Origin of the sequence: Phenylobacterium sp. (genome assembly GCF_036821595.1) — a bacterium.
Lineage (GTDB): Bacteria > Pseudomonadota > Alphaproteobacteria > Caulobacterales > Caulobacteraceae > Phenylobacterium.
Genome location: NZ_DAISJG010000031.1, coordinates 1 through 25,548 on the forward strand (window position 1 = coordinate 1; position 25,548 = coordinate 25,548).

Genomic DNA, 25,548 nt, shown 5'->3' on the forward strand with positions numbered 1-25,548 from the left:
GCGAAGCTGCCGGTGATGGTCTGGATCCACGGCGGCGCCTTCGTGATCGGCAACAGCATCGCGGCCTTCGGGGCAGAGCATGACGGTTCGGAGTTCGCGAAACAGGGCGTGATCACCGTGACCCTGAACTACCGCCTGGGCCGCGCCGGATGGTTCGCGCACCCGGCGCTGACCGGGGAGGGGCCGACCGGCAACTACGGCCTCATGGACCAGGTGGCGGCGCTGAAGTGGGTGCAGGCCAACATCGGGGCCTTCGGGGGCGACCCCAAGAACGTCACCATCTTCGGGGAGTCGGCCGGGGCGATCTCGGTGCTCTATCTGATGCTGGCGCCCGACGCGCGCGGGCTGTTCCACAAGGCGATCGGCGAATCGAGCTTCGCCCGCCACCAGCCGGTCGCGCTCAAGGTCGCGGAGGAGAGCGGCCTGAAGGCGGCGCAGGCGGCGGGCGTCCAGGGCGACGACGCGGCGGCCGCGGCGGCGCTGCGCAAGCTGCCGCTCAGCGCCCTTCCATACTCGGGCCCGTTCACGAGCCGCGCCCAGCCGATCGCCGACGGACGCTACATCGCCACCGGGATCGCCGAGGGCTTCGCCGCCGGCCGGCAGGCGAAGGTCCCGCTGATCCTCGGCGGCAACTCCAACGAGGCCAGCCTGTTCCGGCCGCAGCCGGCGCAGCTCGACCTAGTGCCGGAGGCGGCGCGGCCGTCGCTGATGGCCGCCTTCGATCCGGAGAACACCGGCGACCGCAACCGCATCGTCCACCGGCTGACCACCGCCCAGCTGATCACCGAGCCCGACCGCAACCTGGCGCGGATCCATGCCAAGGCCGGCGCGCCGGTCTGGCTCTACCACTTCTCCTACGTGACGCCGGCCGAACGGGCGACGTCGCTGGGCGCCGCCCACACCGCCGAGATCAAGTACGTGTTCGGCGGGCCGAAGCAGAAGTTCGCGCCGGAGGACGCGCCGCTCTCCAAGGCGATGAACGCCTACTGGGCGAGGTTCGCGAAGCGGGGCGACCCCGACAGCGCCGGCGGCCCGGCCTGGCCCCGGTTCGGCCCGCCGCGGGAGGCCTCGGTGGAGTTCGGCAACGACGGGGTGAAGGTGCGCGAGCGCCACCTGGCGGCCCAGCTCGACTGGGTCGAGGGCAGCCTCGCGAAGCGCTAGGGCAGGGCGGCCGGACCGCCCTTGGCGGGCGCAACGGCCCGTGCCACAAGGATTTTCAAAGGAAACGCATACCGGCGCTTCGAAGCCAGAAGACTGGCGGGCCGGATACGGGGGGAGAGTTCCAGCATGACCGCCGCCACAGTCGCCGGCCGGCCGAGAAGCATGGCCTACAGCTACCTGGTCGTCTTCGTCCTGGCGGTCGTCTACACCCTCAACTTCCTGGACCGGCAGATCGTCGCGATCCTGGCCGAGCCGATCCGCAAGGACCTGGACCTGACCGACACCCAGCTCGGCATGCTGGGCGGCATCGTGTTCGCGGCCTTCTACACGACCTTCGGCCTGCCGGTGGCCTGGCTCGCCGACCGGGCCAGGCGGGTCTGGATCATCTCCGCCGCCTGCGCGCTGTGGAGCCTGTTCACCGCGCTCTGCGGCACGGCGCAGAACTTCGTCCAGCTCGCCCTCTACCGGATGGGCGTCGGCATCGGCGAGGCGGGCGGCTCGCCGCCGTCCTATTCGCTGATCAGCGACTACTTCCCGCCGGAGAAGCGGGGAACGGCGCTCGCCCTCTACTCCCTGGGGGTGCCGGCCGGCTCGATGATCGGCGCCTTCGCCGCCGGGCGGATCGCCGAGGCCTACAGCTGGCGCGTGGCCTTCTACGCCATGGGCATCCCCGGCATCATCATGGCCCTGCTGCTGCTAGTGATCGTGCGCGAGCCGAAGCGCGGGGGACTGGATCCGCTGGCCGACGGCGAGGTCCATGAGGCCGCGCCGCCGCTGTTCAAGGCGATCGGCGGCTTCTTCCAGCAGCGGACCCTGATCCTGACCGCCGTCTCCAGCGCCATGTCGGCCTTCGTGGGCTACGCGGCGCTGAGCTGGAACGCGCCCTTCCTGATCCGGGTGAAGGGCATGACGCTGGTGGAGGTCGCCAACTACTACAGCCTGGTCCTGGGGATCACCGGGATGATCGGCACCTTCGCCGCGGGCTGGCTGGTGGACCGGCTGGCGCGCAAGGACCGGCGCTGGTTCGCCTGGGTGCCGGCGATCGCCTTCGCCGTGACCATCCCCTTCTGGTTCGGGATCGTCTGGGCGCCGAGCTGGCCGATCGCGCTCATGTTCATCGCCATCCCGGCCCTTCTCAACAACATGTACCTGGCCCCGGCCCTGACCGTCGTCCAGAACGCCGTATCGCCTGCCCGGCGGACGATCTCCGGGGCGGTGCTGCTGTTCATCCTCAACCTGATCGGCCTGGGGATCGGCCCGGTCTACGTCGGCCGGATCTCGGACTGGGCGAAGCCGCAGTACGGCGACCAGTCGCTGTCGGTCGGCTTCCTGGCGCTCGTTCCCATTATCGTGATCACCATCGGCTGCCACCTCGCGGCCTCGGTCTCGATCGCCCGCGACAAGCGCCTTGCCGCGGCCCTGTGACTTCGGCGCAGCAGTCAGCCCGCCGGGCTTCGGCTAAGGGTGGGCCATGGGACGCGTTTCGAGTCGGGCTACGAACTTGAGTGAACTGAGTGATGCGCCGTGGATCCGCAGCTACGCGCTGGCGCCGCGGAAACTGAGCGACGGCGGCTGGGTGTGGCTTCGTCCCTACGAATGGCGCTGGGAGCGCCCCTCGGCGCACCTTCCGGCGGCCGTGAACCCGCCGCGCGTCTTCACCCGCAAGGCGCCCCTCAAGCGTTGACGGACGCGGCCGCCGCGCGGGGCGGAAATCCCCCGCCCGGCAGTTGCGGAGGCTTATGACACCGGTTACCAAAGCTTCCGACAGGGAGTGAGCCGATGTTCGACAAGGTCTACCACGCGACGCATCCCGACATGATGGCCGGGGTCGACAACCAGACGCTGCGCGACCGCTACCAGGTCACCGGCCTGTTCCAGCCCGGCCGGATCAGCCTCAACTATTCGCACAACGAGCGCTTCGTGATCGGCGGCGCGGCCCCGGCGGGCGCGCCGCTGACCCTGCCCGTGCAGGGCGAGCCGGAGAGCGCCAAGGGCCATCCCTTCCTGGAGCGGCGCGAGCTGGGCGTGGTCAACGTCGGCGGGGCGGGGCGGATCACCGTCGACGGGACCGCCTACGACCTGAAGCCGCGCGACGGCCTCTATGTGCCCATGGGTTCGGAGACGGTGACCTTCGAGAGCGCCGACGCCGCCAGTCCCGCCAAGTTCTACCTGGTCTCGCTGCCATGCCACGTGCGGCTGGAGGCCCAGCACATCTCCATCGACCAGGCCAATCCGCTGGAGCGCGGTACGCCGGAGCAGTCGAACGAGCGGACCATCTACCAGTACATCATCCCGGGGGTGTGCAAGTCGGCCCAGCTGCTGCTCGGCGTGACCATCCTGAAGCCCGGCAGCGTGTGGAACACCATGCCGCCACACCTCCACGACCGCCGCTCCGAGGTCTACTTCTACTTCGGCCTGGAGGGGGACAACCGGGTCTTCCACTTCATGGGCGAGCCGGACTCCATGCGCCATCTGGTGATGAGCAACGACGAGGCGGTGATCTCGCCGCCGTGGTCGATCCACATGGGGGCGGGGACGAGCGCCTACGGGTTCATCTGGGCCATGGGCGGGGAGAACCTCGACTACACCGACATGCACGTCCTCGACATCTGCCAGCTGAAGTAGCCATGGCGGCCAATCCCTTCAGCCTCGACGGCAAGGTGGCGGTGGTCACCGGCGCCAACACCGGCCTCGGCCAGGCGATCGCCGTGGCGCTGGCGCAAGCCGGGGCGGACGTGGCCGCCGTGGGGCGCTCCGGCATGGACGAGACCGCCGCGGCGGTGGCGGCGACCGGCCGCCGCTTCCACGCCGTCTCCGCCGACCTGGGCTCCACCGAACCTGTCCCGCGCATCGTCGCCGAGACGGTGGAGGCGCTGGGCGGTCTCGACATCCTGGTCAACAACGCCGGCATCATCCGCCGCGCCGACGCTCTGGACTTCACCGAGGCCGACTGGGACGCGGTGATGGACGTGAACCTGAAGTCGGCCTTCTTCCTCAGCCAGGCCTGCGCCAGGGTGATGATCGAGCGGGGCGGCGGGAAGATCATCAACATCGCCTCGATGCTGAGTTTCCAGGGCGGCATCCGCGTGGCGTCCTACACGGCGTCCAAGAGCGGCATCGCCGGCCTGACCAAGCTGATGGCCAACGAGTGGGCGGGCCGGGGGATCAACGTCAACGCCATCGCGCCGGGCTATTTCGCCACCAACAACACCGCGGCCCTGCAGGCGGACGAGACCCGCAACCGGGACATCCTGGCCCGCATCCCCGCCGGGCGCTGGGGCCGTCCCGAGGACCTGGGCGGGGCGGCGGTGTTCCTGGCCTCGTCGGCCGCGGACTACATGCACGGCGCCGTGGTGCCGGTGGACGGCGGCTGGCTGGCGCGCTGACGCGCAGACCCTCTCCCGCAGGCGGGAGAGGGCAGGGTGAGGGCGGCGCAGGCCGCGCCGCCGCCGTTCCCGTAGGATCCGCACGATCGGGTCCCACGCCGCGCTGAGACGGTCCGCCAGCGCCGCCCTCACCCGGCCTCTCCCACGCCTGCGGCGCGGGAGAGGGGAGGCTAGAGCCGCCGGTACTCCATCCACGAGCCGTCGGGCAGCTTGCCGCGCAGCGCCCGCCAGACGCCGCCCTGGTCGTACCAGTTGTCGATCTCGGCCTCGCCGCGGATCAGCCAGCGCACGCCGCCGGGGTCGGCTTCCCGGCGGGTGGAGAGCTTCAGCGGCGCGCCGGTCTGCGGGTTGAACAGCGGACCGTCCAGGATCGCCGGGTTCCAGTGGGTCAGCGGGGCCGCCGCGCCGGCCATGCGGCGCTCGCCGCGGGGAGTGACGATGAGCACGGCCTCGCCGTCCCGGCGCGCCTCGACGCGGTCGCGCCTGCCGTTGGTGCTGGAGCTGGTCTCGAGGCTCTCGAAGCGGCCGTCGCGCCAGCGCTCGCGGGCGCGGTGGCTGTAGCGGACGAACGGGACCGGGCCGACCGAGAGGCGCATGTCGGCCTCGGTGACGATCTCCAGGAGGCCGCCCGTGCGGGTGAAGACCATGCGGTGCTCGCCGACGCGGGCCTGCTTGCGGAACACCGCGAAGGCGAGGCGGCCGCCGGCCGGCGGGGCGGCCCAGGCGGGGCCGGCCAGGAGCCCGGCGGCGAGGGCGAGCAGGCTGCGGCGGCTGAGGTCGGTGGCGTCCATCGTCCCCAACTACGGCCGCGTGGGCCGGACGGATGCGCCAGGAAAAAGGCGGCGCCGCTCGCGCGGACGCCGCCAGGTCTCGCGGGCGCGAGAGGTCAGTGGACCTTGGCCAATTCCATGCGGGGGCTGAGGATGTGCACCACGAGCAGCGCCAGCAGGTAGGCGGAGGCCGCCACCACGAAGATCGGCGTGTAGCTGCCGATCTGCTCCAGCACCCAGCCGGCGTACTTCGACATGGCCATGCCGCCGATGGCCCCGACCATGCCGCCGATGCCGATCACCGAGCCCACCGCCGCCCGCGGGAAGACGTCCGAGGGCAGGGTGTAGAGGTTGGCCGAGAAGCCCTGGTGGGCGGCGGTCGCCAGACCGATGATGCCCACCGCCAGCCAGACGTTGTCGGCATACATGGCGAAGGCGATCGGCACGACGCACAGGGCGCAGATCAGCATGGTCGTCTTGCGCGCGGCGTTGATGCTCATGCCGTTCTTCATGAACCGCGAGGAGAGCCAGCCGCCGCCGACGCTGCCCACGTCGGACAGGAGGTAGATGGCCACCAGCGGCGGCCCGAAAGTCTTCAGGTCGAGGTCGTAGCGCTTGGCCAGGAAGTCCGGCAGCCAGAACAGGTACATCCACCAGATCGGGTCGATCAGGAACTTGCCGAGCGCATAGGCCCAGGTCTCCTTGGTGCGGATCAGGCGGGTCCAGGGCACGTGGGCCACGGGGTCCGGCGGATCCTGCTCGATGTAGGCCAGCTCGGCGACCGACAGCTTCGGCTGCTCGCGCGGGCGCTTGTAGACCCACAGCCAGACGGGCAGCCACACGAGGCTGACGAGGCCGGTGATGATGAAGGCCGCCTGCCAGCCCATGGTCAGCGTGATCACCGGCACCACGATCGGGGTGACGATGGCGCCGATGTTGGTGCCGGCGTTGAACAGGCCGGTGGCGAAGGCCCGCTCCTTCTTGGGGAACCACTCGGTGACGGCCTTGATGCCCGCCGGGAAGGCCCCGCCTTCGCCGATGCCCAGCACCATGCGCGCCAGGATGAAGCCGCTGGCGGACCGGGCCGCCGCGCAGCTCATGTGGCCGATGGTCCAGATGACGAAGGCCGCCGCGAAGCCGATGCGCGCGCCGACCCGGTCGACGATCCGCCCGAAGGCCAAGTAGCTGACCGCATAGGCCGCCTGGAACCAGAAGACGATGTCGGCGTAGGTCGTCTCGCTCCAGCCCATCTCCTTCTCGAGGGTGGGCTTGAGCAGTCCCAGCATCTGCCGGTCGACGTAGTTGATCACCATGGCGGTGAACAGCAGGCCGACGATGATCCATCGGTAGTTGCCGACCTTCACTGCGATCGGTGTCGCCCCTTGCGCCTCGGCGGTCACAGGGTCCTCCCTTGTCGTTGTTCGTTACTTAGCCTTCGCGATGGTAGCGGTACAACGGACCCGGCCGAGCGGTCCGAAATCGACCACCGCCTCGTCGCCGGGGGCCACCTCGTGGATGCCGGTGAGCTGGCCGGTGGTGATCAGGCTGCCGGCCCGCAGGGGCCGGCCGCGGCGGGCGGCGTGCTCCAGCATCCAGGCGAAACAGCCCAGCGGACCGCCCTCCAGGCTGTCCGCCGAGCCCGTGCCCACGACGGCCCCGTTGACCAGGGTCGCGCAGGCCAGGCTCTCCGGCGGGCGCTCGCGCCAGCCGGGGATCACCGGGCCCAGGATCAGGCCGGCGTTGTTGCCGAAGTCGGAGACGACCACCGTGGGGCCGAGTTCGTTGATGATGGAGAGCGGGCTGCCGGCCGGCTCCATGCCGATCAGCATCTCGTCGACGTAGTGCAGCGCCTCCTCGGGCGTCCACTCGAGGCGGTCGGCCGGGGCGTCGCGGACGACGCGGACGATCACCTCGGCCTCCACCGCGGCGAAGCCGCCGGGGATGACCGGGAAGGTCCCGGCCGCGCCGGCGGGAGGCGTCTGCACCGAGGCGCGGAAGATCGGGCCGGCCAGGCGCGAGGCGCCGACCTCGGCCTGCATGGCGGACGGCACCTTGCCGATCTTCCAGCCGGCGATCTCGTCCGGCCAAAGGCCGATGGCGACCTCCTGGGTCGCATAGGCCTCCTCCAGGCTCCGCGGCAGGCGGCCGGGGAACTCGGAAAGCGCCTGGGCGGCGCGGCGGGCGTCGGTGAACCGGCGCGCGATGGCGAGCGCGTTCGCGTCGAGCGCAGGAGTGGCCGCCGGCTCCGTCAAACCCTCGTTCCTCCCGCGGTCCGACCTGCCTTCAGGTCCCTCGATAGGGGTATAGGAAACCGGTGTCATTTTGAAATCAAGGCCATGTTTCTGAGGGATGTCAGGCGCCCAGCGCCGAGGCGGGATCGGTGTCGAGTTTGACGTAGGCCGCCGCCGCCGCCGCCCGGTAGCGCGGGTCGGCGGAGAGCGCCGGCGGGAAGATGGCCGGCAGCGCCAGCATGGCCTCCACGTCCGCCGCGGGCTCCCCCGTGAGACGGCGGCCGAGGTCCAGCAGGGTGTCGGCCATGGGGTCGGTGATCGCCTCGTCCGTCCGGGCGCGGGTCCGGACGAACAGCATCCAGGCCGCGACCGGGACCGCCAGCCGCTCGAGGGGACGCCCGGCGGCCAGGGCCTCGGCGGTGGTCTCCAGGATGCGGAAGGGCAGCTTCTGCGAGCCGTCCCAGGCGATCTGCGCCAGCCGGTGGGCGATGGCCGGGTTGCGGAAGCGGGCCAGGACGGCGGCGACGTAGGCGGAGAGGTCGAGGCCCTGGGCGGCCGGCAGGCTGGCGGCGATGTCCTGTCGCATCATCCGCTCCACGAAGCCGGCGAGGCGCGCGTCCCCCATGGCCTGGGCGACGGTCTCGTGGCCCAGCCGCAGGCCGACGTAGGCGAGGGTGGAGTGGGCGCCGTTCAGGAGGCGCAGCTTGGCCTTCTCGAAGGCGGCGACGTCGTGGGTCAGGGTGACGCCGGCGGCGGCGAAGGCGGCGGCGTCGGCGTCCAGCTCGTCCTCCACCACCCACTGCACGAAGCGCTCGCGCTGCACCGGCCAGGCGTCCTCCAGGCCCAGCTCGCGCCGCACCTTCTCGCGCAGCTCGTCGTCGGTGGCCGGGGTGATGCTGTCGACCATGGTGGAGGGGAAGCGGGCCTCGGCGGCGATCCAGGCGGCGAGGCCGCGGTCGCCCTTCGCATCGGCGAGCTGGACGACGGCGCGGCGCAGGCGGCTGCCGTTGTCCGAGAGGTTGTCGCAGCTCACCGCCACGAACGGCGGGTGGCCTGCGGCGCGCCGGGCGGCGAGGCCGGCGACCAGCCAGCCCGGGAAGCTCGCCGGGTGGCCGGCGCCCTGGAGGTCGCGGCGGATGTCGGGGTGGGCGAGGTCCAGGTCGCCGGCCGGGGTCAGGCAGTAGCCCTTCTCGGTGACCGTGGAGGTGACGATGCGCACCGACGGGTCGGCGAGCCTCGCCAGCACGCGGTCGGGCGCGCGGGGCGCGGTCAGCACCTCCTTCAGGGCGCCGATCACCCTTAGGCGGGGCTCCGCCTCGCGCTCGGCCAGCGCGTAGAGGCCGTCCTGGGGCCCGAGCGCGTCCTCCACTTCCCCGGAGCGGACGGCGACCGCGCTGACGGCGAAGTCGCCGCCGGCCTTCAGCATCTCGTCGAAGTACCAGGCCTGGTGGGCGCGGTGGAAGGCGCCGGGCCCGAAGTGGACGACGCCGATCCTCGCGCCCGGCCGGTCGTAGGCGGGTGTCTCGATCGCGGTAGGGACGAGGTGGAGGGTCTCGTTCGAGAGGCGCCGAACCAAGCTCAAGCCGCCCCCCCAACCCGCTCGTCCCCGCGAAAGCGGGGATCCAGGAGTTTTGTGTTCAGGACGGCGCGCGCTCCCTGGACGCTGATCAGGGGGGCAGAAAAAGCCTGGGTCCCCGCTTTCGCGGGGATGAGCGGAACAGAGGAGATCAAAGCGTCACGCCCCGCTTCCAGAGGGCGATCTCGCGCTCGCCGTTCTCCTCGGCCCGCGTCGGGCGGCCGGAGGCGGTGGCCACGACGAGGTCCATGAGCGCCTCGGCGGCGCCCTCGATGGGCTCTCCGGCGGCTATGCGGCCGGCGTCGAAGTCGATCCAGTGCGGCTTGCGCTGGGCGAGGCCGGAGTTGGTGGCCAGCTTCAGGGTGGGGGCGGGGAAGCCCAGCGGTGTGCCGCGGCCGGTGGTGAACAGGATCACCGTCGCCCCCGCCGCGGTCAGGGCGGTGGACGAGACCGCGTCGTTGCCCGGCGCTTCAAGCAGGGCCACGCCGGCCCTCCCCCGGACGCGGCCGCCGTAGCGCACCACCTCGGTGACCGGCGCGCGGCCCGCCTTCTGGACCGCGCCGAGGGACTTCTCCTCCAGGGTCGTGATGCCGCCTTCGATGTTGCCGGGGGAGGGGTTCTCGGAGACCGGCTCGCCGTGACCCAGGAAGTAGGCCTTGAAGTCGTTCACCACCCTGGCGACGTCCTCGTGAACGGCCTCGCTCGCGGCGCGCGCCATCAGCAGGCGCTCGGCGCCGAAGATTTCCGGAATCTCCGTGAGGATCGCCGCGCCGCCCTCGGCGCAGACCCTGTCGGCGATCCGGCCGACGAGGGGGTTGGCGGTGAGGCCGGAGAGGCCGTCCGAGCCGCCGCACTTCAGACCGACCACGAGGTCCGAGACCGGGCAGGGCTCGCGCACGTCGCGCTCGGTGACGCGGACCAGCTCCTCGACCGCGGCGAGGCCGGCCTCCACCTCGTCCTCGGCCGACTGGGCGGCGAAGGCCCGCAGGCGTTCGGGATCGAGGCGGGCCTCCGCCAGCAGCGGGCCGAGCTGGTTCGATTCGCAGCCCAGCCCGATGATCAGCACGCCGCCGGCGTTCGGGTGGGCGGCGAGCGCCGCGGTCATGGTCCGGGTGGCGTCGAGGTCGCCGCCGAGCTGGGAGCAGCCGAACGGGTGGGTCAGCGCCACCACCCCGTCCACGCGGCCGGCGAACCGGCGGCTGGCGGCCTCGGCGATCTTCTGGGCGGTGCGGGCCACGCAGCCGACGGTGCAGAGCACCCAGATCTCGTTGCGGGTCCCGACCCGGCCGTCCCTGCGCCGGTAGCCCAGGAAGGTGCGGCCCTCCGGGGCGGGGAGGGGCTCCGGCGCGGCGGGCTTCCAGCTGTAGGTCTCCAGCCCGGCGAGCGCGGTGGCGAGGTTGTGGGTGTGGACGTGGTCGCCGGCGGCGATGTCGGCGGTCGCATGCCCGATCGGCCAGCCGTACTTGCGCACCGCCTCGCCCTTCGCCACCGGGCGCAGCGCCACCTTGTGGCCCGCGGGGATGTCCGTCCGCGCCGTCACCCCGTCCGCCACCGGATCGCGGGCCGCCAGGCCACGCATCGCGACGGCCACGTCGTCCCGGGGATCGATCCGCAGAAGGGAGGCTGCTAAGCTCATCGCACCTATGGTAACCGGTGTCATTGGCGCGGCAAGCCCGCGCGGCGCCGCAGTGGAAAGTCCCGGGAGGAATGTCCATGTCCAGGCCGCTCATCCTGCACGAAGACCGGCTGTTCCCGGCGGAGCCGGGGGCGCGTGAGATCGCGCGGCAGCTTTACGCCGAGGTCCAGGACCTGCCGATCATCAGCCCGCACGGGCATACCGACCCCTCCTGGTTCGCGCTGAACCAGCCGTTCCCCAACGCCACCGAGCTGCTGCTCGCGCCCGACCACTATCTCTACCGGATGCTCTATTCCCAGGGGATTCCCCTGGAGAGCCTGGGCATCCCGAGCCGGGCCGGCCTGTCCGCGGCGGACCCGCGCAAGGCCTGGCGGACCTTTGCCGAGAACCAGCACCTGTTCCGCGGCACGCCGTCGGCCATGTGGCTCGGCCATGTGTTCAGCAAGGTGTTCGGCTTCGACGTGGCGCTCTCGGGCGAGACGGCCGACCTCTACTACGACGCGATCAACGAGAAGCTGGCGAGCGACGCCTTCCGGCCCCGGGCGCTCTTCGACCGCTTCCGCATCGAGGCCCTGGCCACCACCGAGGGGCCGCAGGAGAGCCTCGACCACCACGCGGCGATCCGCAACAGCGGCTGGGGCGGCCGGGTGATCACCGCCTACCGTCCCGACCCGGTGATCGACTGCGAGCACGAGCAGTTCCGAGGCGCGCTCGCCCGGTTCGGCGAGCTCACCGGCCAGGACGTGGAGAGCTGGCAGGGCTACCTGCAGGCCCACCGGCTGCGCCGCCGGGCGTTCATGGAGGCCGGCGCCACCTCCACCGACCACGGCCACCCGACGGCCCGCACCGCCGACCTCTCCGCCGCCGAGGCCGAGCGGCTGTTCGCCACGGTCCTGTCGGGCAAGGCGACGCCGGCCGAGGCCGAGCTGTTCCGCGCCCAGATGCTGACCGAGATGGCGCGGATGAGCCTCGACGACGGCCTGGTGATGCAGATCCACCCGGGCTCGTTCCGCAACCACAACCGGCTGATCTTCGACCGCTACGGGCGCGACAAGGGCGCCGACATCCCGATGGCCACCGAGTACGTCCAGGCGCTGAAGCCGCTGCTCGACCGGTTCGGCAACGAGCGGGACCTGACGGTGATCCTCTTCACCCTCGACGAGACCAGCTACGCCCGCGAGCTGGCCCCGCTGGCCGGCCACTATCCGATCCTGCGGCTCGGCCCCGCCTGGTGGTTCCACGACAGCCCGGAGGGCATGCGCCGGTTCCGCGAGCAGACCACCGAGACGGCGGGCTTCTACAACACCGTCGGCTTCAACGACGACACCCGCGCCTTCCTGTCGATTCCCGCCCGCCACGACGTCGCCCGGCGGGTGGACTGCGCCTTCCTGGCCCGGCTCGTCGCCGAGCACCGGCTGGACGAGACGGAGGCCCGCGACGTGGCTGTCGACCTCGCCTACAATCTGCCGAGGCGCGCCTACCGGCTGGACCAGCCGGCCCCGGCGCCCTTGGCGCGGGCGGTCTGATGGCGCAGCCTGTGGCGCGGGCCGGGCCTCCGGCGCTATGACGTGGCGTGACAGGAGACCGTAACCCGCGTGACCGAAGCGAAAGCATCGCGACCGACGCTCGTCTGGGACGCCAGCCGACGGCCGACGATCAACGACATCGCCCGCCTCGCGCAGGTGTCCAAGAAGACCGTCTCGCGGGTGATCAACGAGTCGCCTTTCGTGAAGGCCGACACGCGCGAGCGGGTCAATGCGATCATCGCCGAGCTGGGCTATGCGCCGGACCCGCAGGCCCGCGGCCTGGCCTTCCGGCGCTCGTTCCTGATCGGCCTCGTCTACGACAACCCGAGCCCGCAGTACGTGATCGACATGCTGCAGGGCATCCTGGACGCGGTGCGCGGCTCGGGCTTCGAGCTGCTGGTCCACCCCTGCGACCGCTCCAGCCCCAACTTCCTGGCCGACGTGCGGGGCTTCGTGGAGCGGCAGAAGCTGTTCGGCGTGGTCATCCCGCCCTCGGTGTCCGAGGACGAGCGGGTGGCGCGCCTGCTGACCGAGCTCGACTGCCCCTATGTGCGGATCGCAGGCATCCGCCTGGACGAGCCCGATTCCAGCCTGGTGACCCACGACCGGCACGGCGGCTACCAGGCCGCGCGCCACCTGGTGGAGCTGGGTCACAAGGTGGTGGCGCACATCTCCGGGCCAGACACCTTCCGCTCCGCCCACGAGCGCCGCGGCGGCTTCCGCGAGGGGCTGGCCGAGAGCGGCCTCGCGCTGGAGGATCGCTATTCCCTGGTCGGCGCCTACACCTTCGATTCCGGCGTCGCCTGCGCCGAGAAGCTGTTCCGGCTGGAGCCGAGGCCCACCGCCATCTTCACCGGCAACGACGAGATGGCGGCAGGCGTCTACAAGGCCGCCCGCGACGCGGGGCTCTCGATCCCCGGCGACCTTTCGGTGGTCAGCTATGACGACAGCCCCACCGCGCCGCGCCTCTTCCCGCCGCTGACCAGCGTGCGCCTGCCGATCCGCGAGATCGGCCGCGTGGCGGCCCAGATGCTGCTCCGGGACCCCGAGGCGAAGCCCGCCGCGGCCCCGTCGGAGTTCGAGCCCACCCTGATCGTGCGCGAGTCCACCGCCCGGCCTGCGTGACGCCGTTGCCATCCCCGCCCGTTCGGCCGTATCGCAGGGTCACAACGACCGCGATCGCCGCGGCATGACCATCTGGGGGGAGAGCGTTGGGGTCTTCTGAGCCGTCCGAAGGGCGCGCCGCGGAGAGCCCGCTGCTGCGCGCCTTCCTGGAGCGGCGCGAGAGCCTCGTCCTGTTCCTCGCCGCGCGGACCCGCTCGATGGCGGAGGCCGAGGACCTGGTGCAGGAGCTCTATCTCAAGCTCGACGGCGCCGAGGCCCGCGGGGAGGTGCGCGCGCCCGTGGCGCTGCTCTACAAGATGGCCGCCAACCTGATGACCGATCAGATCCGCAGCACCCAGCGGGCGGCGCGGCGCGACGGCCAGTGGCGCATGGGCGCCCACGCCACGGTCGGCGGCGAGGACGTGGCGCCCGAGCCGGCCGCCGACGAGGCGCTGATCGCCCGCGAGCGCGTCCGGCTGCTGGCCGAGGCGGTGGAGACCCTGCCGCCGCAGATGCAGCGGGCGTTCCGCCTGCACAAGCTGGAGGGGCGCAGCCAGGCCGAGACGGCCGAGGCCATGGGGGTCTCGCGCAAGATGGTCGAGCAGCACATCCAGGCGGCGGTCCGCAACCTTTCGCAGAGACTGCGGTCATGATCGGCGCGGAATTTGCGGTCCGACCTAGGGTTGGCGTCCTGCGGCGCCGTCTGAATGAACGTCCAGCGCCCTTGGCGCGGTCCGGGCAGGCGAACCGATGAGCACGATGGCGACGCATGACGAGCGGGCGACGGCGGAAGCCGGCGCTTGGCTTGCGCGCCTGCAGCGCCAGGACGTCTCCGCCGACGACGGCGAGGCGTTCGCGGCCTGGCTCGCCGAGGCCCCGGCCAACGCCCCGGCCTATCGCCAGGCGCTCGCCGTCTGGCACGAATACGAAGCCCGCGCGGCGGAGGTGCTGGCCGAACTCGCCGCGCCGCGCCGGCGTCCGGCCCCGAGCCGTCGCTGGCTGGTGGGGGCGGGCGGTTTCGCGATCGCCGCCGGCCTCGCCGTCGCGGTCCTGCCGCCGATGCTGACCCAGCCCAGCTGGGACACCTACCAGACCGGCAAGGCGCAGCACCGGCGCGTGGCCCTGGCCGACGGCTCGACAGTGGACCTGAACGCCGAGACCCGCCTGCGGGTGAGCCTGGGCCGCAGCGAGCGGCAGGTCGTCCTGGAGGACGGCGAGGCGATCTTCCACGTGGCCTCGGACGCCGACCGCCCGTTCACCGTCGCGGCCGCCGAGCACGTGGTCCGCGTGGTGGGCACCCAGTTCGACGTGCGGCATCGGAACCGTGAGCTCGCCGTGACGGTCGCCGAGGGCCGGGTGCAGGTGCGCCCCGCGGCCGCCCGGGCGTCGGCCCCGCCGGTGACGCTGGTGCGCGGCCAGAAGCTGGCGATCGACCCGGCCGGGGTGACCCGGCTCAGCGCGGTCGATCCGCAGGAGGCGTTCAGCTGGCGCTCCGGCCGGCTGGTCTACCGCGACGAGCCGCTGTCGGCGGTGGTGGCCGACCTCAACCGGCAGTTCCCGCAGCAGATCGAGATCGGGGATCCGGCCCTGGCCGAGATCCGCATCACCGGCGTCATCGTCCTGGACGACCCGGGCGCCGTGACGCAGCGTCTGTCCTTGATGCTCCCCATAAGATCAGTACCTTCCGAACGGGGGCTGCGGCTTCTTCCGAAGTAGCGCCGAACGGCAGGGCGGAACGTACCATCTCCAGGCGTCGGGAATTTGCGGCCGCGTTGACGGGTGTCGGCGTGGTCCTCGGCTTGCCCGGCGCGGCGCAGGCGCAAGCCCTCGTGCGCTTCCATATCGAGCCGAAGCGCTACTCCGAGGCCCTGCTCGACCTCGCCCAGCAGGCCAACATCACCCTGGTCGGCGCGCGCGCCTGCGACGGCGGCGTCACCTCCGGCCTCACGGGGGCCTACACCGTGGGGCAGGCGCTCGACCGGCTGCTGGATGGCGCCCCCTGCGGCTGGCGGCTCGTGGCGCCGGGGACGGTGGAGATCGCGCCGCGGGTCAGGGCGGCCCCCCGGCCGCCGCCGCCGCCGGCCCTGGTCTCGGAGCTGCTGGTCACCGCCACCAAGCGGGCGCGCAATCCGCGGGAGCTGGCGGTGGCGATCTCGACCGCGCCGCGGCGCGACCTCGAGGCCACGGGGGCCACGGACATCGGCGACGCCGCCACCCAGCTGGCCGGCGTGCTGGCCACCAACCTCGGGCCGGGCCGCAACAAGCTCCTGCTGCGCGGGCTGTCGGACGGCGCCTACACCGGCCGCACGCGCTCCACGGTGGCCACCTACCTCGACGAGATCCCGCTGAACTACAACGCCCCGGACCCGGACCTGCGGCTGGTGGACGTGGAGCGGGTGGAGGTGGCGCGGGGGCCGCAGGGAGCGCTCTACGGCGCGGGCTCGCTGAGCGGCGTCTACCGGATCGTCACCCGCAAGCCCGACCTCCACGCCCTGGAGGCCGAGATCCGCGCCTCGGCGGCGACCACCAGCGGCGGCTCGCCCAGCGGCGCGGCGCAGGGCTTCGTGAACCTGCCCCTGTGGGGCGTCGCAGGTCTCAGGGCCTCCGGCTACCGGGAGGTGCAGGGCGGCCACCTCGACGACACCAACCTCGGCCGCAAGGACGTCGACCGCACCGAGCGGCGCGGCGGGCGGGTCAGCCTGCTGGTGCAGCCCAACGACACCTGGTCGCTCACGGTGACCGGGGCAGGCCAGCACCTGCGCTCCGACGACACCCATTACACGACCCCCGGCCAGGGCCTGAAGCGCGCCAACCGGATCGCCGAGCCGCACGTCAACGACATCACGCTGGCGACCGCCACGCTGCGGGGCCACTGGAACTGGGGAGACTTCACGTCCTCGACGGGCTTCGTGCGGCACGCCTACGGCAGCTTCTACGACGCCACCAAGGTGCAGAACCGCTACACCAACTTCGCCCAGACCTCGGCCTATTCCGAGCGCAGCCGGACGAAGATGCTGGTGCACGACATGTTCGTCAGCGGCGAAGAGGGCCCCGTGGAGTGGCTGGTCGGCCTCTACGGCTCGCGGACCTCGGCGCACTCGCCCAACGAGCTCCTGGCGCAGAATACCGTCGGCACGGTGCGGGTGGACGTTCCCGTCTACAGCGACGACCGGCGCGACCGCTTCCAGGAGCTGGCCGCCTACGGCGAGGCGTCCTACGAATTCGCGCCCGGCTGGACGGCGGCGCTGGGCGGGCGCGTGTTCAAGCACCGGACGCGCACCAGCTCGCGGGTGATCTCCGAACTCTTCGCCCCCCGCAGCTTCGACCGCGAGGTGGAGTTCGAGGGGTTCTCGCCGAAGCTGTCGGTGCAGCGGGAGCTGGCGTCCGGGGACCTGCTCTATGCGGTGGTCTCCGAAGGCCACCGGGCCGGCGGCATCAACTCCGGCGGCGCCCAGCCCCTGCCGGTGGAACGGGAGCTGTTCCGTCCCGACCGCCTGCGGCACTTCGAGGTGGGCGCCAAGCTCGAGACGATGGACCGCCGCCTGGCGGTGAACTCGGCGGTCTTCTACGACATCTGGCGCGACATCCAGACCGACCAGTTCCGGCCCTCCGGCATCCCCTATACGACCAACGCCGGCGACGCCCGGGTGCTCGGGCTCGAGACCGAGCTGGCGTTCCGCTGGACCGACAACCTGCAGGCGCAGGTCAACGGCCGCCTCTCGCATGTGAAGACCAGCCATCCCAACCCGAATTTCGCGCCGCGGCTGGTGGACGAGCTGCCCGGCGCGCCTCCGTTCTCGGGCGGGATGGTGGTGAGCTACGAGCGCCCGGTCTCCGGGGACTGGCTGCTCCGGCTGACCGGCGAGGCGGCCTATGTCGGGCGCTCCCGCCTGACCTGGGAGCCGTCCGACGGGCCGAAGATGGGCGGTTACCTCCGCACGCGCCTGCTGGCGGAGGTCAGCGCCCGGAACGTCGGCCTGCAGGTGTTCGTCGCCAATCCCACCGACGCGTTCGGCGACACCTTCGCCTTCGGCAATCCGTTCAATCCGGACCAGACCCAGCAGATCACGCCGCAGCGGCCGCGGACGTTCGGCGTCACCGTCTACGCCAGCTACTGAAGATTTTTTCGGGGCCCGACCTAGGGAGGGGCGGGGGCGGCGTCGTCTAAGCCGCGACCTGGCTTTCTGGAGAAGTTCGGTCGACCGGGCGCCGCAGACCACGGCGTCCTATCGAGGCGGCGCGCGATCCGAGCCCAACATCGCGCCGCACCGAGACGAGCGCGGCCCTGACGAAGGAGAGCGTCAGGGGCCGCGCCTTGTCGCATGCTGCGGCGCCACGGCCGAGTTGGCCTATCCTTGCGAGAGTGTTACGGTGGCTGCGTTGATCGCGGCTGGCTCGGGCCGCACGAGGCGTTCGCGCCCTGAAAATCAATGCGCGCCGGTTCTCCAGTCGCCGGCGTGGGATCTTGCCCCGGCCCGAGACGTCACACCTCGGCCGGGGCCTCTCCCCTCCCATTTCCAGCCGCTTTCGGTCCATTCCACGCGGCCGGGCTTGACCCGTGTCATGGTGGCGTCGGCGACAACGGGGGGACCGTGGCGGCCATGCGCGCGCTCGAAATCCTGCTCCTGCTGACCGGACTGGCGGCCCTGCTGGGGCTGGCCGCGCCGCGCCTTCGGCGCTTCGGCCGGCCCGCGGCCCTCGCGACGGCCGTCGTGGCGGCGGCCCATGTCCTCGTCGAGGGGGGACGCTGGCAGATGGCGCCGGCCTATGCGCTCGCGGCGTGCCTGCTGGCGGCCGCCCTGTGGCGGGGGAGGGCCGTGGGCCGCCGGACCCGCCGCGCGGGTCTGGCCCTCGGCGGCGTGGGGCTCGTCCTGGCGCTGGCCGCGTCGCTGGCCTTTCCGGTCTTCCGCTTCCCGGCGCCGGAGGGCCCCTACGCCATCGGCACGGTCACCTACCACTGGACGGATCCCGCCCGGCCGGACCCGTTCACCCCTGATCCCGCCGACCGCCGGGAGGTGATGGTCCAGGTCTGGTACCCCGCGCGTCCGGCGGACGGGCCCCGCGCCCGCTATGTGCAGGACGGCGCGGCGCTCGCGCCCATAGCCCGCGTCCTCGGCCTGCCGCCCTTCGTGACCTCGCATCTCAGCCTGGTGCGGACCCATGCCGCGGAGGGCGCGGCGGCGGCCGCGCTCGGGCCGCGGCCGGTGCTGGTCTTCTCCCACGGCCGCGGCGGGTACCGGCAGCACAACACCTACATGACCGAGGCCCTGGTCTCGCGCGGCTATGTTGTGGCCGCGATCGAGCATCCGTCGGCCGCCGCCGGCGTCGTCTTCCCGGACGGGCGGGTGACGACCATGGACCCGCGGATGATGGACGAGGGCTTCGTCGACCGGAGTGTCGCCGTGCTGGCGCAGGACGTCCGCTTCGTGGCCGACCGACTGGCGGCGCTGGACGCCGGGGACCCGAAGGGCCTGCTGACCGGCCGGCTCGACCTGCGCCGGCTCGGCCTGTTCGGCGTCTCCCTCGGCGGAATGACGACCGCCGCCGCCTGCCAGCAGGATCCGCGCTTCCGCGCCTGCCTGATCCTGGACGCAGTCGTTCCCCCGGAGGTCGTGGAGGCCGGACTGCGCCAGCCGGTGATGTGGATCAGCCGCGACGTAGCCACGATGCGCGCGGAGGGCTGGCGGGAGGCGGACGTCCTGGAGACCGACGGCAGCATGCGTGCGGCCTTCGCCGGCCTCTCCGGCGACGGCTACCTGGTCCTGATCCCGGGCGTCTTCCACCCCGGGTTCGCCGACGCGCCGTTCCTGGCGGCGACGCCGGTGGCGCGTAGCCTGGGGCTGGTCGGGCCGGCCGAACCGCGCAGGGCGGGACGCATTATGAACGCCTATGCGCTGGCCTTCTTCGACCGCCATCTGAACGGCGCGCCGGCGCCGCTGCTCGACGGTCCGCCGGCAGCCTGGCCCGAGGTGATCTTCGAATCCCGCCGGAGCCGCTGAACCCTTGCTTGTGCTGACACCGGTGTCATTATGCCGCTCATGAGTGGTCCCCCAACTCGCCGCGCCGCGCTCGTCGCCGGCGCGGCCGCCTTTGTCGGCGCCGCGGCGGGGCAGGCCGGCGCCCAGGCGGCGCCGTCCCGCGAGGCCGTGCTGCAGGCCATGCGCCGCGCCACCCGCTTCATGACCGACCGGGTCGCCTACAACGGCGGCTATGTGTGGAGCTACCTGCCGGACTTCTCGCGCCGCTGGGGCGAGCTGGAGGCGAGGCCCACCATGGTCTGGGTCCAGCCGCCGGGGACGGCGACCATGGGCCACCTCTATCTCGACGCCTTCCACGCCACCGGCGAGGACCAGTACTACGCCGCCGCCGAGCAGGCAGCCGCGGCCCTGATCTACGGCCAGCACCCGTCCGGCGGCTGGAACTACCTGATCGACTTCGGCGGGGAAGGCTCGATCCGCGACTGGTACGGGACCTATGGCCAGAACGCCTGGCGTATGGAGGAATTCCACCACTACCTGGGCAACGCCACCTTCGACGACGCCGGCACGTCCGAGGTCATGCAGTTCCTGCTGCGGCTCTACCTCGAGAAGCGCGACCCGAAGTACCGGCCGGCCCTGGAGCGGGCGATCGGCTATGTGCTGGAGAGCCAGTACCCCGTGGGCGGCTGGCCGCAGAGGCATCCGCACGCCGACCACGGGCCGGAATACGCCCGCTACATCACCTTCAACGACGACGTGGCCGGGGAGAACATCAAGTTCCTGGTCATGGTCTACCAGACGCTCGGCGACGCCCGCGTGCTGGACGCGATCACCCGGGCGATGACCAGCTTCCTGGTGACCCAGCAGGGCCAGCCGCAGCCGGGCTGGGCCCTGCAGCACGACCTGGACCTGAAGCCGGCCGCGGCCCGCAGCTACGAGCCGCTGGCGCTTGCCACCCACACCACCGCCACCAACCTGGCCCAGCTGATGAGCTTCTACGAGCTGACCGGCGACGCCAAGTTCCTGGCCCGGGTGGGCGAGGGGCTGGACTGGCTGGACAAGGTCAGGCTGGTCAGGCCCCGGCCCGACGGGCGCACCCATCCCACCTTCATCGAGATCGGCACGGACCGGCCGCTCTATGTCCACCGGACGGGCTCGAACGCCGTCAACGGCCGTTACTTCGCCGACCACAGCGACCAGAAGACGCTCGGCCACTACTCCGCCTACCGGAAGATCGACGTGGCCGCGATGCGCCACCGGCTCGAGCGGCTGAAGGCGACCCCGCCGGCCGAGGCGTCGCGCAATTCGCCGCTGCTCTCGAAGACGCCCATCGTCCTGCCGCGGTTCTTCGCCAACCAGGACATCTCCACCTCCGACCTCAACGCCGTGCGCGCGCCGCCGGCGGGGGACAAGGGCGAGGCGGTGGGCCGGATCCTCTCCGAGCTGAACACCGAGGGCTGGTGGCCCTCGCGGCTGGCGGCGATGAGCAACCCCTACCGCGGTCCGGGTCCGAAGACCCCGACTCCCGGCGACTACGCCTCCACCCACGTGGGCGACGCCTGGGACACCTCGCCGTACCCGGTCAAGGACGGTCCGGTGGGCATCTCCATCGCCCACTACATCGGCAACATGAGCACCCTCATCGGGTGGCTGGAGCAGGAGAACACGGGACGCAATCGGACCTAGGCGAGGCTCCGCGCCGCACGGCCGTTGACGGTGACGCCCTGCAGCTTCAGGCCCCGCACGTTCTTCACGATCGACGGCTCGGCCACGCCGTCGAAGCGGCAGTCCTTCAGGCTCAGGTCGTAGATCGGGGCGTTCGGGAAGCCCTGCAGGTCGGCGACGCGCGCGGACCTGCCGCTGGTGACGCGCTCCACCACCACGTTGCGCAGCACCGGGGTGAAGCGGCCCCTGGCGCCTTCCTCGTAGTTGAAGTCGACGGTGACCACGGCCTTGCGCACCTGGCCCACGGTCAGGTCGCGGAAGTAGCAGTTCTCCACGACCCCGCCGCGCAGGGCGTTGTTCTTGAAGCGGATGGCGTGGTCGAGGTCCGGGCTGTCCAGCCGGCACGTCTCGGCGAAGATGTTGCGGGCGTGGCCGCTGATCTGGCTGCCCACCGTCAGCCCGCCGTGGCCGTCGGCCATGCGGCAGTTCCTGATGACGATATTCTCGGACGGGGTGGCGAGCCGCCGGCCGTCCTCGTTGCGGCCCGAGTTGACCGCGATGCAGTCGTCGCCCGTGGAGAGGAAGCAGTCCTCGATCAGCAGGTCGCGGCAGCTCTCCGGGTCGATGCCGTCGTTGTTGGGGCCGTGGCTGTTGATGTCGAGGCCGCGGATGGTGACGTTCCGGCAGAGCACCGGATGCACCTGCCAGAAGGGCGAGCGGCGCAGGGAGACGCCCTCGATCAACACGTTGGTGCACCGGTAGGGCTGGATGAAGGGCGGGCGCAGGTAGCCGCCCTCGCCGAACACCCGCTCGGGGACCGGGACGCGGTCCTCGGCCATCTGGAACAGCTTCGCCCGGGCCGGGCGCTGGTTCGGCATGCCCTCCGCCCAGCCGTGCTGGTTCTGCTTCCAGGGGCCCTTCCAGGTCCACCAGTGCTCGCGGCTGCACTGGCCGTCGAGCACGCCCTTGCCGGTGATGGCGATGTTCTCGCACTCGAAGGCGTAGATGAACGGGGAGTAGTTCATCAGCTCGACGCCCTCCCAGCGGGTGAACACCACCGGCAGATAGGCCTTGGGATCGGTCTTGAACCGCAGCGTCGCGCCTTCCGAGACGTGCAGGTTGACGTTGCTCTTCAGGTGGATGGGCCCGGTCACCCAGTCGCCCGGCGGCACGACGACCCGGCCCCCGCCAGCCGCGTGGCACTCGGCGATCGCCTGGGCGATGGCGGCGCTGGAATCGGCGACGGCCTCGCGGTCGGCGCCGTAGCGGTCGATGGGGAAGTCGCGGTCGGGAAAGGCCGGCGGCCGGATGCGCGCGACGATGGCCGCGGCCTCCGCCCACGGGTCGGGCGTGGCGGCCCGGGCCGGGCCGGCGAGAAGGGCGGCCGCGGAAGTGACCAGGAGGTCGCGGCGGTGGAGCATCTGGAACTCCCGGAAAAAGAAAAGGCGGGCGCACAGGGGAGGGGGCGCCCGCCTTCGCGTCAGCTCGTCAGAAGCTGTAGCGCAGACCGATGTAGTACTGGCGGCCGTAGTGGTGGTTGGTCCACACGCGCTGGGCCACGGTGTCGTTGAACTGCTTGAACGGCTCGTCGGTGAGGTTCAGGCCCTCCAGGCTGACCCGCAGCTGCTCGGTGAGCTGGTAGGACACCGAGGCGTCGACGGTGGTCGTGCCCGGCGTCAGGTCGGCGTCCTGGTACTCGGTCCGGTCGGCGCTCAGGAGGTTGCCCGAGTTCCCCGACGGCGCGGCGAAGATGTACTTGCTGCGGTGCGCGAGCGAGGCGCGGGCGCTGAGCTTCTGGTCCTCGTAGTAGACCGTGACGTTGTAGGCGTTCTTGGAGACGTTCGTCCGGGTGGTCTCCACCGGGATCGAGCAGACGCCGTTGACGATGGTCGTGCCGCAGGAGAGCTGGGTGCCCTTCACGCGGGTGTAGTTGAACAGCGCCCCGAAGTTGCCCGTCCACTCCGGCAGGCCGAACTGCTCCGGCAGGAAGGTGAAGGGCTGCTGGATGTTGATCTCGAAGCCCTGCAGCGGCTTGCCGCCCGGCACGTTGATCGTGGTGGTGAAGGTTGCCTCGTCGGTCGGCTGGCGGCCGGTGCCGGCCAGCAGGGATTCCGGCAGGCCGAAGGTGTTGAACGGCGCCGTCAGCCGCTGGGTCGCGAAGTCGGTCTTGAACTCCTTGCGGAAGTAGCCGATCGCAACCAGCGAATTGCCGCCCGGATACCACTCCAGCGAGGCGTCGAAGGTGTCGGCCTTCTGCGGCTTCAGGGTGGGGTTGCCGGCGGTGATGGTCAGGTTGCCGGTGGTGTTCAGCGTGCCGCCGGGGTTCAGGGCGCCCAGGCCAGGACGCACCATCACCTTGGCGGCGGCGACGCGGACCAGCAGGTCGGGCGTGACCTCGGCCACCACGTTCGCGGACGGCAGCCAGTTGTCGTAGGAGCTCTCCACCGTCAGCTGGACCGGCGCGCCGCCGGCGAAGGTGTAGCCCTCGGCGGTGATGTCGGTGGAGACGTAGCGGACGCCCGCGTCGCCGCGCAGCCGCCAGGGCAGTACGTCGGTGTCGAAGTCCACCTGCAGGTAGCCGGCCTGGCTCTCCTCGGTGATCGTCCGGAAGCTGCCGCGGGCGTTGGTGTTCTGGATGCCCTGCAGGGCGAACACGCCGCTTTCGGAGTAGATGCCGTAGGCGTCGGCCACCGCCTGGAAGTTCGGCACCACCCAGGCCGTGGGGCCGCCATAGCCGTCCAGTCCCTTGCCGAAGCCGGTGAGCTGTTCCGACAGTGAGGTCATGGTCGCGCTGGACGGCATGGCCGGCAGGGCGAACTCCGAGGCGCGGCGGTATTCCTGGCCGTCGTTGACGTACTTCTTCCAGACGCCGCCGGCGCGGACCTTGAAGGTCTCGTTCAGATCCCACTCGACGTCGCCGGCGGCGATGTCGAAGGCGTTCTGCACGAACTGCGGGCGCAGGCGGACTTCGCTGGGCCGCACCGTGCCGTTGGCGTTGGCGTTCGTGAAGGTGAAGGCGTTCGGATCGGTGATGTCGAAGCCCCAGGTGATGTCCGGGGTCTCGGGATTGTTGCGGGCGTCGTAGGTCCAGCCGTCCTGGTTGGCGCGGTCGAAGGTGATGGTGGTCTGGATCGGGTTCTTGAAGCTCGACTTCGAGGTCCCGATGAAGCCCGAGACCTTCAGATAGTCAGTGAACTCGTGGCTGCCGCTCAGGGTGTACTGGCTGAAGATGGTCTCCAGCTCGTCCTCGCGGCTCTCGATGCGGATGTCGACGTTGTCGAACACGCCGTAGGTGAGGGTGCCGTTCTCGTCGGTCTCGAAGACCCGGGGGATCATGAACGCCTTGCCGAACTCGGGCGAACCCGCGCCGCGGCTGAAGGAGATGCCCTCCAGGTAGTTCTCCCGGCGGTGGGATTTGTAGTCCGAATAGAGGTAGTCGAAGCTGACGGTCGTGCGGTCGGTGGGCTTCCACTGCAGGGCGCCGGTGACGCCCAGGCGCTTCTGGTCGTAGTCCAGGCGCGCGTAGCGCGGGATCCGCGGATGCCAGCTGCCGGGGTCGGCGGCGCGCTGGTAGGCGGCGATGGCTTCCGGCGTGCCGGCGATGCGCGGGTCGCCCGCGAAGCAGTTGGTGGCCGAGGCGCCGGTGGCGGCGTTGGCCCCCGGGTTGAACTGCTGGCCGGCGGTGGTGGCGTTGGTGTCGTAGCCGAGCGGGCTGCACCAGCCGCCGTTCGAGGTCCCTTCGCCCCAGCGGACGGTGTTGAAGCCCTCTTCGCGGACCTCGCGCTCGGAGTAGGCCACCGACAGCAGGACGCCGAAGGTGTCGTCCATGAACTTCCTGGAGACCAGGCCCGCGAAACGCGGGTCCCAGCTCTTGGAGAGGTCGTTGTAGCCGTACTGGGCCGACAGAGAGAGCACCTGGTCGTCGCCGAAGTCGAACGGCCGCGAGGTGCGCAGGTCGACGGTGGCGCCGAGCGAGCCTTCCTCGACATTGGCCGAGGGGGTCTTGCGGACTTCCAGGCTGTTGAAGAGCTCGGAGGCGAAGACGTTGAAGTCGAACTGGCGGTTGCGGTTCGCGCCGCCGTCGGCGTCCGAGCCGCCGGTGGTGGTCAGGGCCTCCATGCCGTTGATCCGCACCCGGGTGGAGCCGGGACCCAGGCCGCGCACCGTGATGTTGCGCCCTTCGCCGGCCGAGCGGGTGATGGCGACGCCCGGGATCCGCTGCAGCGACTCGGCCAGGTTGTTGTCCGGGAACTTGGCGATGTCCTCGGCCTTGATGGCGTCGACCACGGCCGTCTCGTTGCGCTTGACGTTGATCGCGCTCTCGATGGCGGCCCGGAAGCCGGTGACCACGACCTCCTCGACCTCGCTCGCCGGCTGGGCCCGGGCGACGCCTCCGAGCGTCATGGCCAGGGCTGCGAGCGAGGCGCCGCAGGCGAGCGTGCGCAGGCGAGATCCGGCAGTGAGCTTCATGTCTGTTCCCTCCGTGGCCGGGGCTGACCCCGATCCCGCGCGTCG

19 protein-coding genes are annotated in these 25,548 nt (G+C 71.4%); 12 read left to right on the forward strand and 7 right to left on the reverse strand.

The window, feature by feature from the left end; translation table 11 throughout:
- The 5 genes from V7Z97_RS13560 to kduD form a co-directional block, all read left to right on the forward strand.
- Positions 1-1,161: carboxylesterase/lipase family protein (locus V7Z97_RS13560; RefSeq protein ID WP_334163962.1), on the forward strand; the 1,161-nt coding region annotated here is incomplete at its 5' end.
- Between the two features lie 126 nt (positions 1,162-1,287).
- Complete coding sequence (locus tag V7Z97_RS13565; RefSeq protein ID WP_334163963.1) at positions 1,288-2,586, forward strand: spinster family MFS transporter; 1,299 nt, start codon at positions 1,288-1,290, stop codon at positions 2,584-2,586.
- 76 nt (positions 2,587-2,662) lie between these two features.
- Complete coding sequence (locus V7Z97_RS13570; RefSeq protein ID WP_334163964.1) at positions 2,663-2,845, forward strand: hypothetical protein; 183 nt, start codon at positions 2,663-2,665, stop codon at positions 2,843-2,845.
- Between the two features lie 95 nt (positions 2,846-2,940).
- Complete coding sequence (gene kduI, locus V7Z97_RS13575; RefSeq protein ID WP_334163965.1) at positions 2,941-3,786, forward strand: 5-dehydro-4-deoxy-D-glucuronate isomerase; 846 nt, start codon at positions 2,941-2,943, stop codon at positions 3,784-3,786.
- Positions 3,787-3,788: 2 nt separating this feature from the next.
- Complete coding sequence (gene kduD / locus V7Z97_RS13580) at positions 3,789-4,547, forward strand: 2-dehydro-3-deoxy-D-gluconate 5-dehydrogenase KduD (RefSeq protein ID WP_334163966.1); 759 nt, start codon at positions 3,789-3,791, stop codon at positions 4,545-4,547.
- A 170-nt stretch (positions 4,548-4,717) separates the two neighbouring features.
- On the opposite strand, the gene V7Z97_RS13585 is transcribed toward kduD, so the two are convergent.
- The 5 genes from V7Z97_RS13585 to V7Z97_RS13605 form a co-directional block, all read right to left on the reverse strand.
- Positions 4,718-5,338: a DUF6134 family protein gene (locus V7Z97_RS13585; RefSeq protein ID WP_334163967.1), complete on the reverse strand. Its 621-nt coding sequence runs from the start codon at positions 5,336-5,338 to the stop codon at positions 4,718-4,720.
- Positions 5,339-5,433: 95 nt separating this feature from the next.
- Positions 5,434-6,717, reverse strand: coding sequence for an MFS transporter (locus tag V7Z97_RS13590; RefSeq protein WP_334163968.1), 1,284 nt, complete (start codon positions 6,715-6,717; stop codon positions 5,434-5,436).
- Between the two features lie 24 nt (positions 6,718-6,741).
- Positions 6,742-7,569, reverse strand: a complete 828-nt coding sequence (locus V7Z97_RS13595) for a 2-keto-4-pentenoate hydratase (RefSeq protein ID WP_334163969.1) — start codon at positions 7,567-7,569, stop codon at positions 6,742-6,744.
- A 100-nt stretch (positions 7,570-7,669) separates the two neighbouring features.
- Positions 7,670-9,130, reverse strand: a complete 1,461-nt coding sequence (locus V7Z97_RS13600; RefSeq protein WP_334163970.1) for a mannitol dehydrogenase family protein — start codon at positions 9,128-9,130, stop codon at positions 7,670-7,672.
- 145 nt (positions 9,131-9,275) lie between these two features.
- Positions 9,276-10,760, reverse strand: a complete 1,485-nt coding sequence (locus V7Z97_RS13605) for a UxaA family hydrolase (protein WP_334163971.1) — start codon at positions 10,758-10,760, stop codon at positions 9,276-9,278.
- 77 nt (positions 10,761-10,837) lie between these two features.
- On the opposite strand from V7Z97_RS13605, the gene uxaC reads away from it, so the two are divergent.
- The 7 genes from uxaC (at position 10,838) to V7Z97_RS13640 (ending at position 21,054) form a co-directional block, all read left to right on the forward strand.
- Positions 10,838-12,286: a glucuronate isomerase gene (uxaC, locus tag V7Z97_RS13610; protein WP_334163972.1), complete on the forward strand. Its 1,449-nt coding sequence runs from the start codon at positions 10,838-10,840 to the stop codon at positions 12,284-12,286.
- Between the two features lie 69 nt (positions 12,287-12,355).
- On the forward strand, positions 12,356-13,411 hold the full coding sequence (locus V7Z97_RS13615; protein ID WP_334163973.1) for a LacI family DNA-binding transcriptional regulator: 1,056 nt from the start codon (positions 12,356-12,358) through the stop codon (positions 13,409-13,411).
- An 86-nt stretch (positions 13,412-13,497) separates the two neighbouring features.
- Positions 13,498-14,043, forward strand: coding sequence for an RNA polymerase sigma factor (locus V7Z97_RS13620; RefSeq protein WP_334163974.1), 546 nt, complete (start codon positions 13,498-13,500; stop codon positions 14,041-14,043).
- Between the two features lie 97 nt (positions 14,044-14,140).
- Positions 14,141-15,106, forward strand: a complete 966-nt coding sequence (locus V7Z97_RS13625) for a FecR family protein (RefSeq protein ID WP_334163975.1) — start codon at positions 14,141-14,143, stop codon at positions 15,104-15,106.
- Between the two features lie 71 nt (positions 15,107-15,177).
- On the forward strand, positions 15,178-17,508 hold the full coding sequence (locus tag V7Z97_RS13630) for a TonB-dependent receptor (protein WP_334163976.1): 2,331 nt from the start codon (positions 15,178-15,180) through the stop codon (positions 17,506-17,508).
- 483 nt (positions 17,509-17,991) lie between these two features.
- Positions 17,992-19,389 carry an alpha/beta hydrolase family protein gene (locus V7Z97_RS13635; protein ID WP_334163977.1) on the forward strand — a complete coding sequence of 466 codons (1,398 nt, stop codon included), beginning with the start codon at positions 17,992-17,994 and terminating at the stop codon, positions 19,387-19,389.
- A 39-nt stretch (positions 19,390-19,428) separates the two neighbouring features.
- Positions 19,429-21,054, forward strand: a complete 1,626-nt coding sequence (locus V7Z97_RS13640; protein WP_334163978.1) for a pectate lyase — start codon at positions 19,429-19,431, stop codon at positions 21,052-21,054.
- Here the strand turns inward: V7Z97_RS13640 and V7Z97_RS13645 are convergent.
- Entirely contained in the window at positions 21,051-22,454 is a 1,404-nt protein-coding gene (locus V7Z97_RS13645) for a glycoside hydrolase family 28 protein (protein WP_334163979.1), read from the reverse strand. The genes V7Z97_RS13640 and V7Z97_RS13645 overlap by 4 nt on opposite strands.
- A 67-nt stretch (positions 22,455-22,521) precedes the next feature.
- Positions 22,522-25,503, reverse strand: a complete 2,982-nt coding sequence (locus V7Z97_RS13650) for a TonB-dependent receptor (RefSeq protein ID WP_334163980.1) — start codon at positions 25,501-25,503, stop codon at positions 22,522-22,524.
- Positions 25,504-25,548 lie beyond the last annotated feature (45 nt).

What these genes read in the sequence shown, in the direction of transcription:
- kduI (WP_334163965.1), top strand. Translation starts at nt 2,941, where the DNA reads ATGTTCGACAAGGTCTACCACGCGACGCATCCCGACATGATGGCCGGG.
- V7Z97_RS13565 (WP_334163963.1), top strand. Translation starts at nt 1,288, where the DNA reads ATGACCGCCGCCACAGTCGCCGGCCGGCCGAGAAGCATGGCCTACAGC.
- V7Z97_RS13585 (WP_334163967.1), bottom strand. Translation starts at nt 5,338, where the DNA reads ATGGACGCCACCGACCTCAGCCGCCGCAGCCTGCTCGCCCTCGCCGCC.
- V7Z97_RS13625 (WP_334163975.1), top strand. Translation starts at nt 14,141, where the DNA reads ATGAGCACGATGGCGACGCATGACGAGCGGGCGACGGCGGAAGCCGGC.
- V7Z97_RS13605 (WP_334163971.1), bottom strand. Translation starts at nt 10,760, where the DNA reads ATGAGCTTAGCAGCCTCCCTTCTGCGGATCGATCCCCGGGACGACGTG.
- V7Z97_RS13640 (WP_334163978.1), top strand. Translation starts at nt 19,429, where the DNA reads ATGAGTGGTCCCCCAACTCGCCGCGCCGCGCTCGTCGCCGGCGCGGCC.
- uxaC (WP_334163972.1), top strand. Translation starts at nt 10,838, where the DNA reads ATGTCCAGGCCGCTCATCCTGCACGAAGACCGGCTGTTCCCGGCGGAG.
- V7Z97_RS13635 (WP_334163977.1), top strand. Translation starts at nt 17,992, where the DNA reads ATGCGCGCGCTCGAAATCCTGCTCCTGCTGACCGGACTGGCGGCCCTG.
- V7Z97_RS13650 (WP_334163980.1), bottom strand. Translation starts at nt 25,503, where the DNA reads ATGAAGCTCACTGCCGGATCTCGCCTGCGCACGCTCGCCTGCGGCGCC.
- V7Z97_RS13645 (WP_334163979.1), bottom strand. Translation starts at nt 22,454, where the DNA reads ATGCTCCACCGCCGCGACCTCCTGGTCACTTCCGCGGCCGCCCTTCTC.
- kduD (WP_334163966.1), top strand. Translation starts at nt 3,789, where the DNA reads ATGGCGGCCAATCCCTTCAGCCTCGACGGCAAGGTGGCGGTGGTCACC.